Source organism: Acinetobacter sp. YH01020 (assembly GCF_013420275.1).
GTDB classification, from domain to species: domain Bacteria; phylum Pseudomonadota; class Gammaproteobacteria; order Pseudomonadales; family Moraxellaceae; genus Acinetobacter; species Acinetobacter amyesii.
Map to the genome: position 1 here is coordinate 1 of NZ_VOYN01000050.1, position 23,516 is coordinate 23,516.

The following is a 23,516-nucleotide window of genomic DNA, read 5'->3' on the forward strand; positions in this document are numbered from 1 at the left end:
TGTCTTTTATACGTAATTTAAGGGTTTTCATGTACTTATATTAACAATCAAAACTCAAGGAAAATAGTCCTTAGTTAAATCAAACGACACTTCATGTCGTGTCGCTTATATCTCTGACCTGAAGGACAGAGTTTTACGCTCCATTTGATAAAATAAGAAAAATTTATGAAGTATTGACTCTTATCCTATTTGATTAATTGCATGATTTAATGCCATTTTTACACCCTTAAAACTTTTACCATTTGGTAAATTTACATGTAAAGTCATGTAATTAGTTTGAATAAAATATTTTTAAAAGAGATTAAATCTTCTAAAAAACAAGAGTATGATGTGCACAATTTATCTATTGAGTGCTCATTTTATGTCCAATTGGTTTCCCAAATGGCGCCCGTACGAAGGCAATATTGATGCACGTCCTGTAGGTACAAATGAGTACCTACCTCCGGTGCAAAGTGTTGTATTGGGGATACAACATGCCTTTGCAATGTTTGGCGCAACTGTCCTTGCGCCATTTTTGATGGGCTTTGATGCCAACCTTGCGATTTTAATGTCGGGGATCTGTACCATCCTGTTCTTCTTTATGACAGGTGGTCGTGTACCAAGTTATTTAGGCTCTAGTTTTGCCTTTATTGGTGTGGTCATTGCCGCAACAGGTTATGCAGCGTCAGGTACTGGCGCAGCAAATGCCAATATCGCATTGGCTGCTGGCGGGATTATGGCCTGCGGTATTTTATATGCCATTTTTGGTTTTATCGTGATGGCAACGGGTACCCGTTGGATTGAAAAACTTATGCCGCCTGTCGTTACAGGTGCAGTGGTGATGATCATTGGTCTCAACCTTGCCCCAGTGACCATTAAAGGGGTTGCCGGTAATAACTTTAATATGTGGATGGCATTAGTCACTGTACTGTGTATGGGTTCGATTGCAGTGTTCACCAAAGGTTTATTACAACGTCTATTACTCTTAGTTGGCCTTCTACTAGCTTACTTGGTGTATTACATCATTTCCAATGTCATGGGTCATGGCACACCAATCAACTTCGTTCCAGTACAAGATGCAGCTTGGTTTGGTGTTCCGCACTTCCATTCACCGGTCTTTGACTTCAATGCCATGCTTATCATTGCACCGATTGCGTTGATTTTGGTTGCAGAAAACCTTGGGCACATCAAAGCTGTGGGCGCGATGACAGGTGAAAACCTCGATCCGCACATTGGTAAAGCCTTCGTTGCAGATGGTGTTGCGACTACACTTTCAGGCGGTGTCGGCGGTCCGGGTATGACCACTTATGGCGAAAATATTGGTGTGATGGCAGTAACGCGTGTTTACTCGACCATCGTGTTTGTATTTGCAGGTGTATTCGCCATCTTCCTTGGTCTTTCTCCAAAGTTTGGTGCGATTATTCATACCATTCCGCAAGCCATTTTGACAGGTGCATCGATTGTTGTATTTGGTCTAATTACCATTGCAGGTGCGAAAATTTGGATTGAAAACAAAGTTGATTTTTCAAAAAACAAAAACCTGATGGTGGCAGCAGTCACGATTATTTTAGGTACAGGTGACTTTGCACTTCAATTCGGTAACTTCAACTTAGGTGGTATTGGTACTGCTACATTTGCAGCGCTGATTTTGAATTGGTTCTTTAGCTTGGGCGATAAATCAGAATAAGCCTCCAAAGCATTTAAAAAAGAATACAACATTCATTTGAAAAGCGGCCGAAAGGTCGCTTTTTTTTATAGCTGCTCTTTCGGTAAGATAAGGCATTAGCCAAGGAATACACCATATGCGACTGGATTTGTTCGACCTCCAATTGGTGCTGCACATTGTAGACAGCGGCAGTCTGACCAAAGGCGCTGCTCGTTCTGCCATCTCGCTACAAGCAGCCAGTGAACGGATTAAAAAACTCGAACAGCATTACCGCACAGCCCTGTTCACTCGCCAAGCCAAAGGGGTCAAACTGACTCTTGCCGGTCAAACCTTGGTTGAACATGCACAGCGCATCTTAGGTGAGGGGCAACAATTAGAACACGCGATGCTGCCCTTTGCCCATGGGCTAAGTTCAAATATGACCTTATGGTGTAATTCATCTGCACAAAGTGAATATTTACCGGTCTTGCTACCACGTTATTTGCTAGAAAATCCCAACACACAAATTGAGCTGCATGAAGCCGAGTCTAAAGACATCATTGCAGCGATTGAACAAGGCAATGCACAACTAGGTCTAATTTCGGGTTTCTTTAAATCCGAAAAGTTACAAACACTTGAGTTTGCAAATGATCCTTTGGTACTGATTTGTCCTATAACTCATGAATTGGCCTCGACACTTAGCGTCAAACCCGCAGAGATTTTAAATTATCCCTTTGTCGGTCTGATGCAATATCATTCCTTACAACAATCGATCGAGGCTCAAGCCAAATTATTCGGCTGTGAAATTCAGTATCGGCTACGTTTGCCGAACTTTGCCGCGATCGCGCAAGTGGTGGCGAATGGTGTGGGCATTGCCATCATGCCAAAACGTGCAGCCCAACGATTAATCAATTTGTATGCCTTTGCCCAAGTTGAGCTCAGCGGCGACTGGGCCAATCGAAAATTGCTGCTCACCGCACGTAATTTTGATGATTTACCCTTAAATTATCAGCATTTCAGTCAGTTTCTACTGTCTCAAAAATCTGCTTTGGATAGCTAAGTCTAGGCTTTAAATCACGTCAAACTGGTGCAACATCATATAGCCACCAAGGGCAATCAACCCGATAAAAAACACCTTACGGAATTTTTGTTCTGGAATGCGGTAACGGATTTTTTTCCCTGCCCACATGCCAATGAGCGCAGGAACCAGTGCCATGGCTGACATGGCATAATCAATCGGGAGATCTTCCACAGGATTTTGCTGTAAGAACACCGCCAAACAAATGGTTGACGTGGTAAAGGCCAAACCGAGTGACTGTACGAGATCATCGCGTTTGAGTTGCAAACCTTGCAAATATGGCACCACCGGGATCACCACTACACCTGTGGCTACAGTCAGCGCTCCACCGAGATAACCGATAATTGGAGATAGCCATTTTTCATGTGGTGCAAAGTTTGGTAAGCTTTTCGCACAAAGCCCATACAGTCCGTATAGTGCCAACATGCCCCCCAGTAAAGCTTCACTTTTAAATTCACCATGTCCTAAAGTTGGAAAAATACTCCAAATTGAACCGACGATAATCCCAAGTAACAAGGGCCAAAAGCGTTGAATTAGTCGCAGCACCTGCCCTTCGGCAAATAATTGCCAAAAGTTGGTGACCATAGATGGAATGATTAATAACGTGGCTGCCTGAAATGGACTGATCACCATGGTGAGTAAGCCCATCGATACCGCAGGCAGGCCTAACCCAATCGTGCCTTTAATTAGACCTGCGATTGCAAAAACTGTGATGACGAACCAAATCATGGCGAAACTCGCTGAAGAATTGGTTCTATGCTATGCAATTCAGGCACTTTGAAAAATCAGTGTTTTTGGAATAGAGCCTCAATAAAAAGTTGAGGCTAGGTTATAGCGTCTAAAACAGATAGCGTAGATGGGCTAAACAAACTCTTCTGATTTTGAATAAGTTATAAGTGTATTGGTTGAATAGTAATATAAAAACCGTTCCAATATGCTGTTTACTGGAACGGTTTTCAATAAGATATTGATACTTATAGTAAAATTTCAAGAATTTCGTATAACGCGTATTATGTTAATTTTAAAACCTAGAATTCAACCTCATTAAAAAAATCAGGTGATAATTCAGTTTCAGGAATAAGATCTAAATCAACCAATGCAATGGAATTTTCCTGAATTTTCTTTTTCATCTGCTCTGATTCATCAAATAAATTTTGATCAAAAATTAATATAGTTCCCTGATTTAATGAAGTATTCACTTCTATTTTTTGGTAAATATAGGGAAGTTCTTTGTCCTCTACTGCCTTTGGTACATAGCAAATTGATGAAACAGGTTGTCTATGATCGAAAACACGGTTTTTCATAAAAAATGGATTAGATAAATAGAGATATTTAAATGGTAAATATTTTAATATTATTTGAAATATATCAACTAATTGAGATAAAGAATATCTTTTCTGTAAGCTTAAACTTATATTAATAATACTCAAAGAAATACTGGCATATAAGCTATTGTCGACTTGCCCATTCCATAAAAGAAACGACTGGAAGGCATCTTTTTTTCTTAATTTCAGTAAATATTTAAAAGCACTTTCACTAGGAAATGAATATTCCAATGGTGGATTGAGATCACTACCACTATTTACATACCAATTAGAAAAATCAGGACTCACTGTTCTCAAATCTTCGACCAATTTAACCAATATTTCAAGTTGAGCTTTGACATCATCTTCAGAATTTGGAAATGCTTTAAATGCTATAGAATTTAAATAAAAGTCTGTCATTATTTACCCTTGTTATAGTGGCATATGAATACTTGTAACGATATTTCCACCAATACTATCAAAATGTTGTTTTGTTTCATTTTCATAGAAATACCAAACTAATTTTGTTGTTTTAAAACGTAAATTTACTGCTCTTTGACGAGCAGCTTCCGCAAGCATTTCCCTAAATATTTTTTCAACCATAAATTCAGGTTTACTCCCATCTAAAAATTGAGCATAGCGTCCTTTAGCTTCCACAAGAATACATTCTAATGGCCATAATCCATCAAAAGAAACTCCGTTTAATTGCCACTCTTCTATGGGAGTTGTTGGCTTTTTATTTCCTTCTACGATATAGGGAGTGTAAGCCTTAAATGTTAAAGGATAACTTGATAAGTTAGCTATTTTTAATTGATATTGAGTATTGGTTTCATCGCCCATAGATCTTTTAATTAAATACTTATCACCTAAAGCATAAGCTTCACATTTTTTGCATTTTTCTTGCTTTTTTACATCCTTACTCACTTCTTTCGCTAAAATGAGGGTAGCCATTCCTTTAGCTGCTTCTATTGCAATTCTTTTACCACCTTCTGTAATTACAACTTCACCAACTCCAGTTGCAGTACTTCTAGCACCTGCTGTTGCTAAGCCTCTTAATAGAGTCCATGCCAATTGCATATTAATTTCTCCCTATTTCAGAGTATTCAAGAACAGATAGTAGATCTTTAGCTCGGACATTCGATTTATAGATAAATGCTTGTATGTCGGGGTTTAATAAAACATCCTTTTTTAAAATAGTGTTCCAAACAATCAGTTGTGATATGACATCGTTATCAGTTAATAAAAATGAAATTATCAGATCATAACTTTTATAAATATTTGGTTTTAATTGATTAAAGTCTATTTTGTATTCTTTAAATGATTCATTGTTATCTTGGATATAGTGATATATTTTTTCACAAAGCTCACTTCTATCGACTACTTTTTCAAGACTATCTATTTGTATTTGTTCTAATTTAAGCATTATTTTTTATCTCATAATCTAAATTATTAAGAGTAAAGTAGAACGCATTTATGCCATCCATGAATTGCACTGTTTGTTCTGAATTTATTATATTGGACAGTCTTATCAAGATTCTTGGATCATAAAATCGAAGAATGCCGATCTCACCATCTTCGAATTCAATATACAGCTTTTCTAATAATGAATTTCTTAGTAGCTTTGGCTCTAAGGGACTTTGTAAAAAAATCAGTGAATCTTTAACTTTCATCAAGTTAAATAAATTATCTAATTGCTTATCATCAACATAGCTTAAGTCAATTAAAATAGGACCATAGAGATATGCTTCTTCCTCAAATGTTCCCTTGAATAAATAGCGCAAGGAATGGGCAGCACGAGATCAGTAAGACTAGCAACCCGATATGAAAAAGCCCGACAGGATGTCGGGCTTTTTTATTATCTCAATTTTCTAAATTAGACTTGGATGAGCATCAAGAATACGAATTAAAGTTGCTGCAGGACCAGTCGGATAGCGACGGCCTTGTTCCCAATTTTGTAGAGTTCTCGCGCTGATATGCAAACGTGCAGCAAACTCTGCCTGGGTTAAGCCAGTTTTCTCACGTACTTCTTTAATATCCGGCAATTCAAGCGCTGTAACTCGACTGGCCTTTATCTCATTACGTTTGATAGCACCAGCTTCTTTGATTGAAGCAACCAGGTCATCAAATAAGTTGTTATCCATGAAATTGCTCCTTCACTAATTGACGTAGGATCGAGGTCTCTTTGTCGGTCAGATTATCTTTCACAGACTTTGGATAAGCCACTAGGAAAAAGATCTGATCATCCTCTGTGACCCAATAATAGATCACCCGGATACCACCACTTTTACCCTTATTACCTTGAGCACAACGTACTTTACGGATACCACCGCCATTCTTGATTAAGTCGCCTTTATCGGGCTGTACCAAGAGATCTTGCTGGAGCTGACGATACTCTTCATCACTCACAAGCTCTTTGATTTGCTTGGTAAAAATACTGGTTTCAATGAATAGCATAGGTTCAAGCACGTCAATGGCGTATAAGAATTTTAGCAGTTTTAGAACAAAAAAACGAGAGATTACAACATCAAATCCGCCCTAACTATGGTCGAATCTCTTTCAACTCACGTTGAATAAAATGCTGAATCATATCGCGGTATAAACGTTCCACAATATCTGCATTTACACCGTGCTCTGTGGCTTGTAGACGAATTTTACTAATCACCGCTTCGACACGTTCTGGTGATTGAACATCCTGTACTGAACGCTTAAAACGCACCGCTTGATCGACATAAAACTGACGTGCAGCAATGAGCTCAATAATTCCCTGATCAATCACATCAATCTGTGCGCGGGCTTGCTCTAATGACTCAACTTTTTCTTTCTTCATCTTCTCTGGCTTCACTTTCAGCGGTGTTTTCACTTTTATACTTCTCTTCTAACACATTACTGAAAATACTTTCAATCATCCAAACGCGATATAAACTATTAAATACATAGCTTTGACCTGCAATACGTAATTCTAAAACAGGAAAATCGGGCTGTGACTTCATCTCACAGTGCATATCATTTTCTTTTAATTTTTCAGCAATATCCTCAGTGCTCAGTTCAGAAATCTCTAACTCATACTGTAAAGCCTGAAAATGTGCTTTGAAGGATAAATCACGCCCTTTGGTCCATACAGCCTCCAAAATGCGATACATCGCATCAATACGCTGCTCTTCGGGCGCACTGTAGTAAAGCTGTGACATAGCTAATGTCGCAGCTTCTGTAGGCCGGCAAAATGGCGTGAACTTAACTTCGGTCCGTTTAGACAGACGTGTTGCCAAACTCCAGTCAAACAAATCACGACCGTGATACGACAATGGATACACATTCAACTGAATATTATAATAGTCCGCCAATTCCTCACGAATATAAGCCAACAGTAACCATGAAATCGGATCTTCCATCGCGATGTAGAGATCAAGCTCAGGATCGAGTCCCTGAATTTCATTCAACTCTTCTGCATCACTGATCAGGTGCTCACGCCATTCAATATGATTGATCATAAAGATCGGGTTATCTGTCAGGAGTTTTTGTTGTTTTAAACGGCGCGTTAAACGCAGTAAATCATCTACAGCATGGTACTTACGTTCACCAAACTCAAAATAGCCCGATAAAATCGGGGTATCGGTAAAGATACGTTCAGGAAAATCTTGAGCTTTATGATGACGGCTGGCCATCGCATACAGTGTTCTCAGCTTGCCATACTGCTTTTGCCACAGCATGTGGAACACATCTTCAAGTAAATAAAGAAAATCTTGGCCGCGTAATGGCGTATTTTTTAGAATAATTTCGGCTTGTTCTAAAGCTTCGGCGGTCGGTTGTTCAGGTGTTTCATGAAAACTAAAACGATGCTGCCGCGCTAAAATTTGGGCATCATTCAGACAATATTGTTGCCATTCTATCGATGACATTTGATTAGGAGGTTCAGCACTCTGACGACAAATAATCACTTTCAGTGGTTTAATTTCATCACTGAGAATTTCTTCTAATTGAGGCAGTTGCTGCGCAGCCAAATAGCTATAAACATCATCCAGTCGAAGATAAACACTCAGACCTTGTTCCGTGGGTAACACCGCTTGTCGGGTCGGTTTCTGATAAAACCAACTCGATCGGATTGGATCGAACCAACGGCGTAACAGTGACATGCGTTTTTTGCCTCAAAATGATGAATTGTACCGAACCTGCCAGCACATGCTTAAAATTCAACTTCTATTATGAAGCTGTTTTAAATGAGATATAAGCCTTGTGCAAAACTTATATCAAGTCAGGGCTGAATGTTCAATGTTTAACAATGGATTAGACGTCTAGATTTAGGTCAGTCACCGCACCTTTTTCCGCACCAGAGGTCAACTTGGCAAATTTAGCCAAAGCGCCGTGGGTATAGTTTGGTTTCGGTTTGACCCAGGCCGCGCGACGTGCAGCAATTTCATCCTCAGCCACATGCCAAGTCATTTCACGGGTTTCAGCGTTAATTGAAATTTTATCGCCGTTTTTAACCAAGCCAATTGGGCCTCCTTCATAGGCTTCTGGTGTCACATGCCCAATCACAAAACCATGGCTGCCGCCCGAGAAACGCCCATCAGTCAACAGTGCAACAGATTGGCCTAGACCTTTACCAATAATCGCTGAAGTCGGTTTTAACATTTCCGGCATACCCGGCCCGCCTTTCGGCCCAACACCGCGGATCACCACCACTTCACCTTCTTGTACTTCGCCATCTAAAATACCGCGCATGGCACCCTGCTCACCCTCAAATACCCGCGCAGGCCCCTCAAAATACAGCCCTTCTTTACCGGTAATTTTAGCCACTGCACCCGTCGGCGACAAATTTCCTTTGAGTACCACCAAATGTGAATCCTTTTTAATTGGCGCATCAAACGGCAAAATAATTTGCTGTCCTTCAGGATAATCCTCTACATCGGCTAAGTTTTCCGCCAAAGTTTTGCCCGTAACGGTGAGGCAAGAACCGTCGAGCATGCCGGCATCCAGCATGCGTTTCATGAGCGGCTGAATGCCGCCAATGGCAATCAGTTCCGACATTAAATATTTACCCGATGGGCGCACATCGGCCACCACAGGAATATCTTTGCCAATACGCACAAAATCATCCAAAGACAGTTCCACGCCTGCGGTATGCGCCATGGCAATCAAATGCAGTACGCCATTGGTTGAACCGCCTAAAGCAATCAGCACTTTAATCGAGTTTTCAAAAGCGGCTTTGGTCATAATGTCGCGCGGCTTAATATCGAGACGCAGCAGGTTCATCACGGCTTCACCTGCGCGTTGGCAATCTTCAATTTTATCTGCTGAAACTGCTTCCTGCGCCGATGAACCTGGCAAGCTCATGCCTAAGGCTTCAATCGCTGAAGCCATCGAATTGGCCGTATACATACCGCCGCACGAACCCGGCCCCGGCAGCGCGACTTCTTCAATCTGCTTCACTTGAATTTCATTGATTTCGCCTTTGGCGTGCTGACCGACTGCTTCAAATACCGAAATCATATCGGTATGCCCTGCTCCGGGTTTGATGGTGCCACCATAAATAAACAGGCTCGGACGGTTTAATCGCGCCAAACCCATGATACAGCCTGGCATATTCTTGTCGCAGCCGCCTATGGCAATTACGCCATCATAGGCCTGACAGCCCAACACAGCTTCAATGGAATCGGCAATGATTTCCCGCGATAGCAATGAATACTTCATGCCTTCTGTACCGTTGGAAATGCCGTCAGAAATGGTGATGGTATTGAAAATAATGCCTTTCCCGCCTGCAGCATTCACCCCACTTTCAGCTTCACGCGCCAAGCCATCAATATGCATATTACACGGCGTGACATTGGCCCAAGTCGAAGCAATACCAATAAATGGGCGTTTAAAGTCTGCATCTTGGAAGCCCGTGGCACGCATCATGGAACGTGCAGGCGCATTCTCTATGCCTTCATAAACAGGAGCAGAATGTTCGCGGATATTATTTTTACTCATTGTTGTTCCTTGGCGATGGCTGATTTTGGCTTCAGCTTTGGCGGGTTCTTTTAAATTTATTGTATAGAAAGCGCTCGGCATGTAAAAGAAATTACATCTCAACAAAAAAGATTTTTAGCGCATGCAATACCATTCAATCACATGACAAAACGACATGGATGTCGCTGTTTTCCTGTATGGCAGGGATGCCATATCAGGAGAACAAAAGATTTTTGTTACTTTTGATCTTTCAAAAGTAAGGGATTGCCTACACAAAGCCATATAAATTATAGCTACTATTCGAGGCTGTCTTTTTAGAATTTTAATGACATCCACTAATTATTAAATTTTATTTATTTGCTTCAAGAAACATTATTTTTAATCAGATTAAGAAATCTATAACTTAGAATTATTGTCCCATTATTTCATTTAAAAGCTGATTACAGCGGAGTCTTACCTCTATAAAAGCTAATTTTCGGAGCTCGTATGTTACTTTTGTTTCGGCAAAAGTAACCAAAACCATTTGTCATCCGCAAAACTCGGCAACTGTTTGCAACTAAAAAAATGATCGCAGAAACATTCACTTTTAAATTACCGTTTGCCTCAGACAGTTGCGGATGACATTTCCTCGTATCCAATGCAAGTTATGTAGATGTAAATTAAAAAAGCACCCCATGTGGAGTGCTTTTTAATTAAACATCTAAAGTTTAGATTTCACGTACTGCGCCTTTCGCCGCACTCGTGGTATGCATTGCATACGCTTTCAATGCTTTCGAAATTTTGCGTGGACGCTCTTCAACTGGATGCCAACCTTTGGCTTCTTGCGCTGCACGGCGAGCGGCCATGGTTGCTTCATCAACAGCAAGGTTGATGGTACGGTTTGGAATATCAATTTCGATTAAATCGCCATCTTCCACCAAACCAATTGCACCACCTTCTGCTGCTTCAGGTGAAACGTGACCAATAGACAGGCCTGACGAACCGCCCGAGAAACGACCGTCAGTCAATAATGCACATTCTTTGCCTAGACCTTTCGATTTTAAGTAGCTGGTTGGGTACAACATTTCTTGCATACCCGGACCACCACGTGGGCCTTCATAGCGAATCACAACCACATCACCGGCTTTGATTTCATTGCCCAAGATCGCCTCTACTGCTGAATCTTGGCTTTCAAACACACGTGCAGTACCGTTGAATTTCAAGATTGAATCATCTACACCCGCAGTTTTTACGATACAACCATCGAGCGCAATGTTGCCGTAAAGCACAGCTAAGCCACCGTCTTTCGAGAACGCATGTTCAGCATTACGGATCACGCCATTTTCACGGTCACCATCTAGTCGTTGGTAATATCGATCTTGTGAGAATGCAGTTTGCGTTGGTACACCGCCCGGCGCTGAACGGAAGAATTGGTAAACGTCTTCATTTTCAGTACGGATAATGTCCCATTTATCTAAAGCATCTTTTAAGCTTGCTTCGTGAACAGTACCTACAGATGTGTCCAATAAGCCTGCACGGTCTAATTCACCGAGAATGGACATGATACCGCCAGCACGGTGTACATCTTCCATATGTACGTCGTTTTTCGCAGGTGCAACTTTACATAGAACAGGCACTTTGCGAGATAAACGGTCAATGTCATCCATCGTGAAATCAACACCCGCTTCATTGGCAGCCGCCAACAAGTGTAGAACGGTATTAGTTGAACCACCCATCGCGATGTCTAAAGTCATGGCATTTTCATACGAGGCTTTGGTCACCATTTCACGTGGCAATACGCTGTAATCATCTTGTTCATAATGACGTTTAGCCAATTCAACAATTAAAGAGCCTGCGCGTTCGAATAATTTTTTACGGTTTGCATGTGTTGCCAGTGTAGAACCGTTACCCGGTAAAGACAGGCCCAATGCTTCTGTTAAGCAGTTCATTGAGTTTGCGGTGAACATACCTGAGCATGAACCACAAGTTGGGCATGCAGAGCGTTCGTATTCTGCTACTTCTTCATCGGTATAGTTGTCATCTGCAGCAACAATCATGGCATCAATTAAGTCGATGGCTTTGTCGTTACCACGGATTTTAACTTTACCCGCTTCCATTGGACCACCAGAGACAAATACCACTGGAATGTTCAAACGCATTGCCGCCATCAACATCCCTGGAGTAATTTTGTCACAGTTGGAAATACATACCATGGCATCGGCACAGTGTGCGCTCACCATGTATTCAACAGAGTCTGCAATCAAGTCACGTGAAGGCAATGAATACAGCATACCGTCATGACCCATCGCAATACCGTCATCAACCGCAATGGTATTGAACTCTTTGGCTACACCGCCTGCTTGCTCAATTTGACGCGCCACGAGTTGACCAAGGTCTTTAAGATGAACGTGACCCGGTACAAATTGAGTAAATGAGTTCACGACGGCAATAATTGGTTTACCAAAGTCTTCATCTTTCATACCAGTTGCGCGCCATAAGCCGCGCGCACCCGCCATATTTCTTCCGTGTGTCGATGTTTTTGAACGATAGTCAGGCATTTTATATTTCCAACAAAGTTTGAGCTTGAAATGAATCCTACAGATTCACTCTGGCTAAATCATACTGACAATGATGTAAAATCAGTCGAATTTTAAACCTATCATACACCAAGCCATTGTTTTTAAAGATGGCTTTTTAAGCTGAGATTTGGGCAGATGGGTCTATCAATAAAAACGAGTGATTTGACGACAAAAATCTTTTAACTGAAATCTACTATACCGCCATCAATGGCTGCACAATACAAAACTTTCATGAATAATTTTTAAATTTTATATAAATATAATTTATTTAAAAATTGCAAATTTGCGATTTTGGGTTATGAAATCATTGAGCTTGGACAGCTTCAAAGTTGCAAAAATCAATTTCTAATGTTCTAAATTACGCATTAATCATTTGCTATAATCCACATATTCAACACAGATTCGGTTCATTCATTTTGAAAATCATCTTTGCCGGTACGCCAGAATTTGCCGCAACAGCACTAGCTGCATTGCTCAACACACAACATGAAATTGTTGCGGTATACACTCAACCTGACCGCAAAGCTGGACGTGGACAAAAACTCACAGCTTCTGCCGTAAAGCAATTGGCTTTAGAGCACCATCTTCCTGTTTACCAACCCCTTCATTTCAAATCATCGACTGAAGAAGGTTTAGCCGCACAAGCGGAATTAAAGGCCTTAAATGCCGATGTTATGGTGGTTGCAGCCTATGGTTTGATCTTGCCGCAAGTCGTGCTAGATACCCCGAAATATGGTTGCCTGAATATTCATGGTTCATTGCTGCCACGTTGGCGCGGTGCAGCACCGATTCAACGTGCCATCGCAACAGGTGATATTGAAACAGGTGTCACCATTATGAAAATGGCAGCCGGACTAGATACTGGCGACATGATGTATAAAACCATCTGCCCGATTGAAGCAACGGATACCTCTGCAACTTTGCATGACAAACTTGCAGAGCAAGGTGCAACTGCAATTGCTGCCGTTTTAGACACTGAACAAACATTGCAGCAATATTTAGACAGCCGTGAAGTTCAAGACGAAGCATTAACAGTTTATGCACATAAGCTATCAAAAGCTGAAGCAAAAATTGATTGGTCCATCGATGCCGTACAAATCGATCGCAACATCCGTGCCTTTAATCCGTGGCCGGTAGCATTTATTCAGTTAGATGAACAAAACAATTTACGCGTTTGGCATTCTGAACTTTCTGCTGCGTCTGCACCGAATGCTCAAGCAGGTGAAATCATTGCCATCGATAAAAAAGGCATACACGTTGCCTGTGCCAATGGCAGCGTGATTATTTTGACTTCTTTGCAATGGCCGGGTGCTAAACCACTCAACCCTGTACAAATTTTACAAACCCAAAAATTGACTATTGGACAAATTTTATAATGAAGCAATCTCCCAACGCCTCGACCCGAGACCTTAATTTACGTGCTCAGGTAGTGAAGACGTTATTGGCTGTCCAAAATGGTCAATCGCTGCAATCGGTACTCGCGCAGCAAATGAATATCGTGTCAGATAAAGACCGTGCGTTATTCCATGAATTGGTGCTTGGTTGTTTACGTCAATGGTACGCATTGAAACAACTGACTTTACCATTACTGTCTAAACCTGTAGATAACCAAGTGGTTGAAACCTGTTTATACCTTGGTTTGTATCAATTGTTGTGTACCCGTGTCGCGGCTCACGCTGCAATTTCTGAAACGGTGGAAGCTGCAAAACAATTGGGTATGGGAAGTCTAAGTGGCCTCATCAACGCAATTTTGCGCCGTGCAACACGTGAAACAGAACAGTTCTACGACGTACTTGAACAAGCAACCAATTTACCAAGTTGGTTATCTAAACGTTTGAAAAAAGACTGGGGTGAACAATTTGACGAGCTCAGCTATGAGCTTAAACAAATTGCGCCACTGACTTTACGTGTCAATACACGCCAAGTGAGCCGTGATGAATACCTTGATATTCTGGAGGATGAAGGCATCGATGCACATCGTTGTGAACTCTCTAATGTCGGTATTGTGATGGATGAAAGTCTACATATTCCAAGTTTGCCGGGCTTTGAAGCAGGTGGTTTTTCGGTACAGGATGAACATGCTCAGCTGTGTGCAACACTCTTACCAAATCTCGATGGTAAATTTGTGATTGATGCTTGTGCTGCGCCCGGTGGTAAAACTGCACACATTTTAGAGACCTTCCAACCGAAGAAACTCATCGCACTCGACCAAGATGAAAAGCGCCTGAAACGTGTAGTTGAAAACCTTGATCGTTTGGTTCTCGATGGTAAACATGTCGAAATCCAAACTGCCGATGCCATCACTTACACTGTTCCTGAGCTTGCTGATTGTATCGTGCTCGATGCGCCATGTACTGCTGTCGGTGTAATGCGTCGTCATCCTGACATTCGTTTACTACGTCAATCGGGCGACATTGCGAAAACAGTAGTATTACAAAAGCAAATTTTGGAAAACATGTGGAAGCAACTTAAAGTTGGCGGTACGCTGCTTTACATCACTTGCTCGATTTTAAAAGCTGAAAATGAACAGCAAATGGTTGAGTTCTTTGCCAATCATGCCGATGCCCAAGAAATTAAAATTGAAGCAGATTGGGGAGTTGAACAAATCCATGGTCGTCAACTTTTCCCGAAAGTGGGTTATGGCGATGGCTTCTATTATTGCCGTATAGTAAAAACGGCCTAAATCAATAAACACCTTTTTAGATGTAAACAATCATAAAAAATGCCCGATGATTTCATCGGGCATTTTTTTCGTCATTCTAAATTTAATCTTCAGCTTCGTCAGGATTTTTCACCAAATGAATCGTCGCTAAAAGTAAACCACCCCATAGCAAAACAATTGATAAAATCATCATGATCATTGCAGATGTATTCATATTAATTCTCCTCTGGACCTTTGTCTTTACACAAGCTTAATAGAACAGAACCCAATACAAAGAAGGCCAATACCGAACCACCCACCAACCAAAGTGTCGTTGCAGGATAACCGCCATAACCTTCAGTTGCGACAGCCTTAATCGTCAATACAAGTGCAACCAATAATGAAATTGGGGTGATCACGGTCAATAAGAAATTCCAACCTTGACCCAACTTGATACTTGAGTATTGATTTGCATGCTCTTGTAATTGTTTCATCAATGGACGATGGAACCACGACACCAAAATAATAGAGAGTAAACCACCACCCACGATCCCAATGTTATTGGCAAAGTAGTCAATGATATCAACAAAAGTAATGGCACTTTGTGTAGAGAATAAAAGTGTAGATACGATTGCTGAACCGCCACCGATAATGCTCACAGCTTTATTTTTTGACCAACCCAATTTGTCTTGAAACGCTGCAATTGGCACTTGCAAGATACTCACCATAGAGGTAATCCCTGCAACCACCAACGAAGCAAAGAACAAGAAGCCAAACAAATCACCGCCTGCCCCCATACTCGAAATGATTTTCGGGAAGGCAATAAAGGCTAAACCAATACCACCAGATACTACTTCTTTTACAGGTACACCTGAACTTTGTGCCATGAAACCAAGTGCTGCAAAGACGCCAATACCCGCTAAGATTTCAAATGATGAGTTGGCTAATGCAACGACTACACCTGAACCGGTTAAGTTGGTTTTTGCTTTTAAGTAAGACGCATAGGTCAACATGATCCCGAAACCAATCGATAACGAGAAGAAGATATGACCAAAGGCTGCTAACCATACTTTATAGTCGGTCATCGCTTCCCAGTTTGGCGTAAAGAATGCATTTAAGCCTTCTGCCGCACCCGGTAGACGCAATGCTTGAATGACTAAAATGCTAAATAACACGATCAATAACGGCATAAAAATTTTATTGGCAAGTTCTACACCACGACGTACACCGCCATAGAGAATGAACATCACCACAGCCCAAACAATGACTAAACCAACAAATAAAGTCGGAACAAAACCAAATGTTAAGCCATCACCATTTTGTAGATAGGTTTTAAAGAAAAAGCTTTCCGTATCTGAGCCCCATTGTTGTCCAATGGCGTAATACATGTAACTACCGGCCCATGACAACACGCTGGCATAGTAGATCCCGATGATCAGGGTCACCATCACTTGCCACCAACCCAATGATTCAGCATTCATTAACTTTTTATAGGCTGTAGGTGGTGCTTTACGGAACTTATGTCCAACAACATAGTCCAAAAAGAGTAAGGGTAAACCTGCTGCAAAAATTGCAATCAAATACGGTACTAAAAATGCACCACCACCATTTTCATAAGCAACATAAGGGAAACGCCAAATATTCCCCAAACCCACGGCTGATCCAATCGCCGCTAAAATAAAGCCTGATCGCGCAGACCAGCTTTCACGATTATCTGACATAGAACACCTAAACCTCAGGCATCTTTAACTGCTGCTTGTTATGATTATATCGCGAGCAAAAAAGAACCATAAAAATAAAAATTCTGGGTGTTTGATCTGGTGAGATACCTTATGAGCGTCTATACCAAATTGCAAACAGAAAAATCACATGCGCATTTTGGTTAAAAACACCACAAATAACTTTCCCTTTGTATGAATTAACAATACTCACTTTTTTTAAGTTTTTCTGTAATTTCTACGGCAAATATTCCATTTTTATAATGTGTTTAGGCTTAAATGTTCATTTAATCAGCTTATTTTTCATACAATTTAAGTTATCAATAATATAACTTTTAGGAATATTTTATTTCCAATTAAATTTTTAAAGTTATTTCACTCGATAATGTCCGGTAATTTGATAGGCATGCAAAAGATCTTCTTCCTGTGTGCCCTCTCCAATATAGTCAAACTACTTTATTATTCATACAGGATTCGAAAAAAACTTGAAATAACTCATCGACTGAGTCGATCAACCATTCTTTACGCTTACGTTTAACCCATGCCCACATCTGTTCTATAGGATTTAAATCAGGGCTGTATGCAGGAAGCCAAAGAATTTTATGCCCTTGTTGTTCCAATAACTCCTGAATATCTGCTCTTTTATGAAATGCTGCATTATCCATAACCACCACACTATTTTCTGGTAATGCTGGTATGAGGAATTGCTCAATCCAAAAATGAAAAACATCTGAATTGATTTTGCAGTCAAATAAACCGACTGAAAATAAATACCCTTTATGGATTGCTCCAATGGCATTGGTCTGATTCTTTAATTGCCAATTATATTGCCCTAGACAGGGTACTCCTTTTCGTGAGTAGCCATGAGGTCTGTAATCATGTGACTTAAAACCACTTTCATCCAGATAAATAATCGGGTGGTTTTTTTCTAATTCATTCACTTGCTGAATAAATTTATCCCTAAGCTTTGTATCTGCTTTAGGATGGCTTAACGTCTTTTTTTAACTGTAATATTTAAGCGCTTTAATGCAGCACCAATAGATGAAACACCACAATTAAAACGTGCAGCACGTTCATATTGATAAGCATCAGGATACTTTTCAACATCTGCACGTAAAGCATCATCGTTAATTTTAGAAGGTTTACGTACACGAGTTTTTTTAATCTCTATACGTTTCTTCCATTCAACAATGGTATTTTTATTAATTTCAAATTGTGCGGCTACCGCTCGAATAGAATAACCTTCCTCAAGCTTAGCTAAAATTTTACGTCTAAAATGTTCTGAATAACTCATTGCACCATTGTATTGGTTTTATAATGATTTGACTATATTATGGATAATCAACGGAACACCGCTACCTTTCACTTTACGATCTGAAACCACACCGATATGCACTAAACCACGCCCTAAGTCCCAAGTGACAATATCACCTGCCAAATACTGCTTATCTTTGACAACAAAGCCCTGACGTTGCATCCAGGTTTGAATATTGGGAACACGCCGATGATCAATATTTTTATCAGTACTTTTTAAGCCCCATTTTTGTGGATACTGCTTAAAATTGACTTTCATATCTTCATGAATGGCTTGTTGTAAATCAATTCCTTGCTGTCGTAATGCACGAATTACCACGTCGGTACAAACACCCTTGATTAAAGGAACATCTCCCATCGGATAACGCAGTGCAGTATACGCAGGATCATAATATAAGGTTTTCCCAATCTGACTGCGTGCATCCGTCACCATTTGAGTGGCGTTAAAGGCAAAGACAGCCATATTCACGGTCATCAAACTGACCAATAATAAAATTCTTTTCATTTTTTCTTATGCACTTTAGGTTTTTGAAATGATTAAAAAATGGGCTTCGAACAGATCTATACTGAACCAAGCCCAAGTTTAAACTGCTACAGTTTTATCGCCAATACGCGTTCTTCTTGCATATCTCGAATGGCAGACTGAATTCCTTCACGGCCTAAGCCAGAATCTTTTACGCCACCATATGGCATGTTATCAACACGGAAAGATGGAATGTCATTAATAATCACTCCACCGACCTCTAAGTGATTCCACGCATACAACATTTTATTCAAATTTTGCGTATAGATGCCCGCCTGTAAACCAAAACGGCTGCTATTAATTTTGGCGATACCTTTTTCAAAGTTTTTGTATTTCTCTAAAATCGCTACAGGGCCAAAGATTTCATCTTTATACACTTCTAGCGATTCATCGACATTTTCTAATAAAATTGGATCGAGCAAAGCCCCCTGATGTTCACCACGAACCAAAGCTTTAGCTCCTTTTTTGACTGCTTTATCGACCCATTTATGCACGCGTGTTGCTTCTGCTTCCTTAATCATTGGACCGACCATGGTGCTTTCCAACTGTGGATCATCCGCTTTAAGCTGCTTCATTCTCGCCACGAGTTTTTTCTTCACATCGGCATAGATATCGGCATGCACCAAGATGCGTTGAACACTAATACACACCTGCCCTGCATGGTTATACGCCCCACCGACTAAGCGTTCAATAAATGCCGCTGAAATTTCAGTATCAGGCTCAACCAATACAGCAGCGTTGCCACCGAGTTCCAAAGTCACTTTTTTACGCCCCGCACGCGCTTTCATATCCCAGCCGACAACATCGGAACCGGTAAAGCTGAGCAGTTTAAATCGGTCATCTGTTACCAAGACATCTGCATGTTCACGTGGACAAGGTAAAACTGAAAAAGCACCTTTAGGTAAATCCGTTTCTGCCAAAACTTCCGCAATTTTTAAAGCTGAAATAGGCGTCAAACTTGCAGGCTTCAAAACAAATGGACAGCCTGCGGCAATGGCAGGTGCAATTTTATGCGCAGTCAGATTGATCGGAAAATTAAACGGGCTGATCAAGGATACAGGGCCTATCGGCACATGTTTGACCATGCCTTGATAGCCAGATGCCGCTGCAGTAACCGCCAATGGGATCATGCGACCATCATCCATCTGTGTGACAGCATCGGCAGCAATTTGAAAGGTATTAATTAAACGTTCAACTTCAGCAGCTGCGGCTTTACACGGTTTTCCACCTTCCGCAATTAAAATTTCAGTCAATTCTGCACGCATTTCATTAAAACGTTTAACACAGTGCAGTAAGATTTTTTGTTTTTGAAAAGGTTCCAATGCCGCCATTGCAGCGCTAGATTTAACCGCTGAATCAATGGCTTTTTCAATGGTTGCAGCATCTGCGAGTGCAACGCGTGCATATACGTCTTGGGTATATTTTTGATCCACTTCTAACCACTGATCGGTAGTCAATGCTTTACCTGCAACATAGAGCGGATAGTCTTTTATATCTTGTACGGCTTTGGACATGACGATATTTCCATGATCTTGAGACATTATTGATAAATGTGAATAAATCTATGCCCTCTATCATGCGCTGACTGAGCCCAGAGTTCACTATATTTAAGTAACAAAATAAACCACAAGCCTCAAACTCAGCTACCTAATTGCCCTGAATACCATCACTATTTTCAGATCTATGCTTGCACTGAAAACACGATGATCGAGTCTCTATATAACAATGACATTAAATTAGAAAGCTGTTTAAAATATTTAATTACATTAGGGTCTGTTGACATTTCAAGTATAGAATTTACCCGATAAAGGTAGCCAAATAAATATACAAGCTAATGCAACTGCCCCCTCATAGCTACACTTTAGCTTATCATATCGTGTTGCTATTCCTCTGAACTGCTTTAACCTACAAAATGCATTCTCAACTAAGTGTCTGATTTTATATAAATACCAATCCATATGATTATTATTTGACTGAGTATTTGATTTTCTTGGAATATTCGCTTTAGTTTTTTTTGCAGATATTTGTTCTCTTAATGATTCAGAGTCATATCCTTTGTCTGCACAACATACTTCCGTTTCACTCAAATCAAGTTTTTCAATCATTTTAGGAGCAATCTTGACATCATGAATCGTTCCATCGGAGATAATTATTTCGATTGGATTACCATCCGCATCAACAGCTAAGTGTATTTTAGAACTATTTCCACCAATGCTTTTAGAGATATCCTGATCTTTTATTCCAGCAGAATGTTGGTGTGCCCGAACATGACTACCATCAATAAAAACCCATTCCATATCAGCATTTGAAGAAATTAATTTAAATATTTTCATTAACTTATCATTTTTACACCAACGACTATATTTTTTAAAGATTGAATTGTACGAACCAAATTCTTTAGGCAAATCACGCCATGGGCAGCCTGTTCTTATTCTATAAAGTATTGCTTCGACAAAATTTCTCAAATTAGATTTGAAATAGATATCAAAATTTCGGAAAATAGAAAGTAACTTAGACCAGTGTTGATCATTCAGCATTGTACGGGGCATAGCGAGAAGTAAATTTGGTTTGGCGATTAAATTTTACTTTCTCGCTATTTTTTTGAACAGAAAATGTCAACAGACCCTATTTATCAAATCATTAATAAATTTTTCAAAGTTAAATTAATCAAAAAAAATATGAGTACAACATAAAAAAAGCCCATCAAATGACGGGCTTTTTAAATCTATGTTTTAGCTATACGAACGCTGTGTTTTCACTGAAGTCTTATTCACATTTTCTAAAGCGGCAACCTCTTCATCCGTTTGCGCTTTGCGAATAAAGAACACTGCAATCGCTGCGATGACTACTGGAATTCCCACGGCCATAAAGTTAATTTGATGTGGCAATTCTTGTGATAATAAATAGCCGATCAGAATCGGGCCAACAATCGCACCTGTACGACCGACTGCAGATGCCCATCCAATACCTGTCGAACGTACAGACAACGGATAGTACTGTGCAACATAGCTATAGAGTAAGATTTGAGAACCAATTGCTGATGCACCTGCGACTGCAACCAAAAGATAGATCACAGGCTGTGGTGAATTAAAGCCGAGTAAAGATAGTGCCACAGCACCTGCCAGACATAATGTAATGATCACCGGTTTTAAGTGGAATTTGTCCGCTAAAATACCGCCGCCAATCGTACCAATTACGGCACCAATATTCATCGCCAATAGGAAGGTCAAACTGCTACCTAATGAATAACCTGCGGCCATCATTAGTTTTGGTAACCAACTGCCTAATGCATAAAGCGTTAATAGACACATAAAGAAACACAGCCAAAACAACATCGTACTTACGCCACGACCTTGCTTATACAACGCTTTAACAGACGTTCCACCCGGAACCGCAACTTCAGTCAGTTCCAGTTGAGTATTTGCAGTCACGGTTTGTTCAGGTGCAATGGTTTGAATCATACGACGTGCTTCATCATGACGATTCACCTTCACCAAAAATGTGAGCGATTCAGGTAAAAATTTCCAAGCAAATGGCAACAGTAACAGTGGAATACCCGCAATGAAGAACATGATTTGCCAGCCATAATCCGCAGTAAACCATGAACCAAAGAGAGCCGCCATGATGCCACCCATTGCATAACCACTGAACATAGTGGTCACTAAAGTACTGCGTAGATGCTTAGGTGCATATTCAGATGTCAATGCCACAAGGTTCGGTAATACCCCACCAATGCCAAGTCCAGCAATAAAACGTAACGCGCCAAATTCCGTTGGATTTGATGCAAAACCGCCTAAAAATGTGAATGTACTGAATAAAAATACACAAATCATGATAACTTTTTTACGGCCAATCTTATCAGCCAAAGTACCAAACATCATGGCACCAAACATCATCCCTGCAAGTGCTGTACTCGCTAGCATACCTGCCTGAACAGCTGTTAATCCCCAATCTTTCATTAATAAAGGCAGCGCAACACCATTGATCGCTAAGTCGTAACCATCAAATAAAATAAGAATTAGACACCACATCATGATGCTGAAATGCGATTTTGTGAACTTAGCGTTATCGACAACGCTATTCACATTCATTGTGCTTGTAGACATTGAACCTCACCTCCAATTGTGAGTTTTATTTTTCGCTACAATGCCGTTTTTGAATGTAAATTGTCCAAAATTACAAAGGTATAGATCCATACCTTTCAGATATATCCATGTCGTTTGGGAATAAAATGTCATAAAAACTTAGATATTTTTGAAATATTTATACATAAAAAAGTCGATGGACTGTGGGTCTAGTTTTTATAATGATTAATTTTCAATGTGTTACTAGAAGCTAAATCACAATCAGACGATAGATTATTTGATATGAAAATTGTCAGAATAAAACTCAAATTTTATAGAAAAAAACCAGACTCTACGATCTAGGTCGTAGATTTCTAAATCATAAGGCATCAGCCATCACTTAAGTCGATAATTAGGCATTTAAACTGTTGTTTTAGCTGACTTACATTCAGGTTTTCCGACATTTTTAAGCTGAGAATTCCTTCAATTGATGATTTTTAAATGCGTTTATTGTCTAATAATCATCCATGTTTAAATAATTCAAGCCACAATCTATCAATATTTTTATCATCTCCCTGTTTTATGCTTCTGCTTATCTTCTTTTCCCCTTTTCTCCACACATAAAAAAACACCCCCTGACGTATCAGGGGGTGTTTTCGAATAATGAGCTGGCGATGACTTACTCTCACATGGGTAACCCCACACTACCATCAGCGCTAAGAGGTTTCACTTCTGAGTTCGGGAAG

At 40.3% G+C, this 23,516-nt stretch carries 23 protein-coding genes; 4 read left to right on the forward strand and 19 right to left on the reverse strand.

Features of this window, described 5'->3' with window-relative positions; genetic code table 11:
- Positions 1-361 precede the first annotated feature (361 nt).
- Together FTT85_RS15050 and FTT85_RS15055 are read left to right on the forward strand one after the other, a co-directional pair.
- Positions 362-1,666, forward strand: coding sequence for a solute carrier family 23 protein (locus tag FTT85_RS15050; protein ID WP_180109521.1), 1,305 nt, complete (start codon positions 362-364; stop codon positions 1,664-1,666).
- A 115-nt stretch (positions 1,667-1,781) separates the two neighbouring features.
- Positions 1,782-2,684 carry a LysR family transcriptional regulator gene (locus tag FTT85_RS15055; protein WP_180183874.1) on the forward strand — a complete coding sequence of 301 codons (903 nt, stop codon included), beginning with the start codon at positions 1,782-1,784 and terminating at the stop codon, positions 2,682-2,684.
- Positions 2,685-2,693: 9 nt separating this feature from the next.
- Here FTT85_RS15055 and FTT85_RS15060 read toward each other — a convergent pair whose 3' ends face one another.
- From FTT85_RS15060 to ilvD (FTT85_RS15110), 11 genes are all read right to left on the reverse strand, one after another.
- Positions 2,694-3,431: a sulfite exporter TauE/SafE family protein gene (locus FTT85_RS15060; RefSeq protein WP_180177601.1), complete on the reverse strand. Its 738-nt coding sequence runs from the start codon at positions 3,429-3,431 to the stop codon at positions 2,694-2,696.
- 299 nt (positions 3,432-3,730) lie between these two features.
- On the reverse strand, positions 3,731-4,426 hold the full coding sequence (locus tag FTT85_RS15065) for a hypothetical protein (RefSeq protein WP_180175541.1): 696 nt from the start codon (positions 4,424-4,426) through the stop codon (positions 3,731-3,733).
- A 12-nt stretch (positions 4,427-4,438) separates the two neighbouring features.
- The gene (locus FTT85_RS15070; RefSeq protein ID WP_180175540.1) at positions 4,439-5,083 is read right to left on the reverse strand and encodes a Tox-REase-5 domain-containing protein; all 645 of its coding nucleotides are present in this window, start codon (positions 5,081-5,083) and stop codon (positions 4,439-4,441) included.
- Position 5,084: 1 nt separating this feature from the next.
- Positions 5,085-5,429, reverse strand: a complete 345-nt coding sequence (locus FTT85_RS15075; protein WP_180175539.1) for a hypothetical protein — start codon at positions 5,427-5,429, stop codon at positions 5,085-5,087.
- Complete coding sequence (locus tag FTT85_RS15080) at positions 5,422-5,787, reverse strand: DUF4123 domain-containing protein (RefSeq protein WP_180183875.1); 366 nt, start codon at positions 5,785-5,787, stop codon at positions 5,422-5,424. Before FTT85_RS15080 ends, FTT85_RS15075 begins: the two co-directional genes overlap by 8 nt.
- 87 nt (positions 5,788-5,874) lie before the next feature.
- The gene (gene nadS, locus FTT85_RS15085; RefSeq protein WP_130114462.1) at positions 5,875-6,147 is read right to left on the reverse strand and encodes a NadS family protein; all 273 of its coding nucleotides are present in this window, start codon (positions 6,145-6,147) and stop codon (positions 5,875-5,877) included.
- Positions 6,140-6,460: a type II toxin-antitoxin system RelE/ParE family toxin gene (locus FTT85_RS15090; protein ID WP_000897309.1), complete on the reverse strand. Its 321-nt coding sequence runs from the start codon at positions 6,458-6,460 to the stop codon at positions 6,140-6,142. The genes nadS and FTT85_RS15090 overlap by 8 nt, the downstream gene beginning before the upstream one ends.
- 85 nt (positions 6,461-6,545) lie before the next feature.
- Positions 6,546-6,833, reverse strand: a complete 288-nt coding sequence (locus tag FTT85_RS15095; protein WP_078191648.1) for a chorismate mutase — start codon at positions 6,831-6,833, stop codon at positions 6,546-6,548.
- Complete coding sequence (locus tag FTT85_RS15100; protein WP_180183876.1) at positions 6,814-8,136, reverse strand: hypothetical protein; 1,323 nt, start codon at positions 8,134-8,136, stop codon at positions 6,814-6,816. Before FTT85_RS15100 ends, FTT85_RS15095 begins: the two co-directional genes overlap by 20 nt.
- 151 nt (positions 8,137-8,287) lie before the next feature.
- Positions 8,288-9,973 (reverse strand): dihydroxy-acid dehydratase, encoded by a 1,686-nt coding sequence (ilvD, locus tag FTT85_RS15105; RefSeq protein ID WP_180009589.1) that lies wholly within the window; start codon positions 9,971-9,973, stop codon positions 8,288-8,290.
- A gap of 686 nt (positions 9,974-10,659) precedes the next feature.
- Positions 10,660-12,489: a dihydroxy-acid dehydratase gene (gene ilvD / locus FTT85_RS15110; RefSeq protein WP_111885144.1), complete on the reverse strand. Its 1,830-nt coding sequence runs from the start codon at positions 12,487-12,489 to the stop codon at positions 10,660-10,662.
- Positions 12,490-12,926: 437 nt separating this feature from the next.
- Here ilvD (FTT85_RS15110) and fmt point away from each other — a divergent pair, with 437 nt between their 5' ends.
- The gene (gene fmt, locus FTT85_RS15115; RefSeq protein ID WP_180005357.1) at positions 12,927-13,886 is read left to right on the forward strand and encodes a methionyl-tRNA formyltransferase; all 960 of its coding nucleotides are present in this window, start codon (positions 12,927-12,929) and stop codon (positions 13,884-13,886) included.
- Positions 13,886-15,193 (forward strand): 16S rRNA (cytosine(967)-C(5))-methyltransferase RsmB, encoded by a 1,308-nt coding sequence (rsmB, locus tag FTT85_RS15120; protein ID WP_180005358.1) that lies wholly within the window; start codon positions 13,886-13,888, stop codon positions 15,191-15,193. The genes fmt and rsmB overlap by 1 nt, the downstream gene beginning before the upstream one ends.
- Before the next feature lie 82 nt (positions 15,194-15,275).
- Here the strand turns inward: rsmB and FTT85_RS15125 are convergent, their stop codons facing one another.
- The 8 genes from FTT85_RS15125 to FTT85_RS15160 form a co-directional block, all read right to left on the reverse strand.
- Positions 15,276-15,386, reverse strand: a complete 111-nt coding sequence (locus tag FTT85_RS15125) for a methionine/alanine import family NSS transporter small subunit (protein ID WP_180005359.1) — start codon at positions 15,384-15,386, stop codon at positions 15,276-15,278.
- Between the two features lies 1 nt (position 15,387).
- Complete coding sequence (locus FTT85_RS15130) at positions 15,388-16,872, reverse strand: sodium-dependent transporter (protein WP_180090266.1); 1,485 nt, start codon at positions 16,870-16,872, stop codon at positions 15,388-15,390.
- Positions 16,873-17,315: 443 nt separating this feature from the next.
- A complete protein-coding gene (locus FTT85_RS15135; RefSeq protein ID WP_005402039.1) occupies positions 17,316-17,810 on the reverse strand; it encodes an IS630 family transposase in 495 nt (164 codons plus the stop codon).
- 47 nt (positions 17,811-17,857) lie between these two features.
- Positions 17,858-18,163, reverse strand: a complete 306-nt coding sequence (locus FTT85_RS15140) for an IS630 transposase-related protein (RefSeq protein ID WP_180135138.1) — start codon at positions 18,161-18,163, stop codon at positions 17,858-17,860.
- Between the two features lie 18 nt (positions 18,164-18,181).
- Complete coding sequence (locus FTT85_RS15145) at positions 18,182-18,688, reverse strand: DUF1287 domain-containing protein (RefSeq protein WP_180183877.1); 507 nt, start codon at positions 18,686-18,688, stop codon at positions 18,182-18,184.
- An 86-nt stretch (positions 18,689-18,774) separates the two neighbouring features.
- Positions 18,775-20,220 (reverse strand): aldehyde dehydrogenase family protein, encoded by a 1,446-nt coding sequence (locus tag FTT85_RS15150; protein ID WP_180005362.1) that lies wholly within the window; start codon positions 20,218-20,220, stop codon positions 18,775-18,777.
- Between the two features lie 270 nt (positions 20,221-20,490).
- Positions 20,491-21,255 (reverse strand): IS5 family transposase, encoded by a 765-nt coding sequence (locus FTT85_RS15155; protein WP_176538404.1) that lies wholly within the window; start codon positions 21,253-21,255, stop codon positions 20,491-20,493.
- 183 nt (positions 21,256-21,438) lie between these two features.
- Positions 21,439-22,812, reverse strand: coding sequence for an MFS transporter (locus FTT85_RS15160; protein ID WP_180041594.1), 1,374 nt, complete (start codon positions 22,810-22,812; stop codon positions 21,439-21,441).
- Between the last annotated feature and the right edge of the window lie 704 nt (positions 22,813-23,516).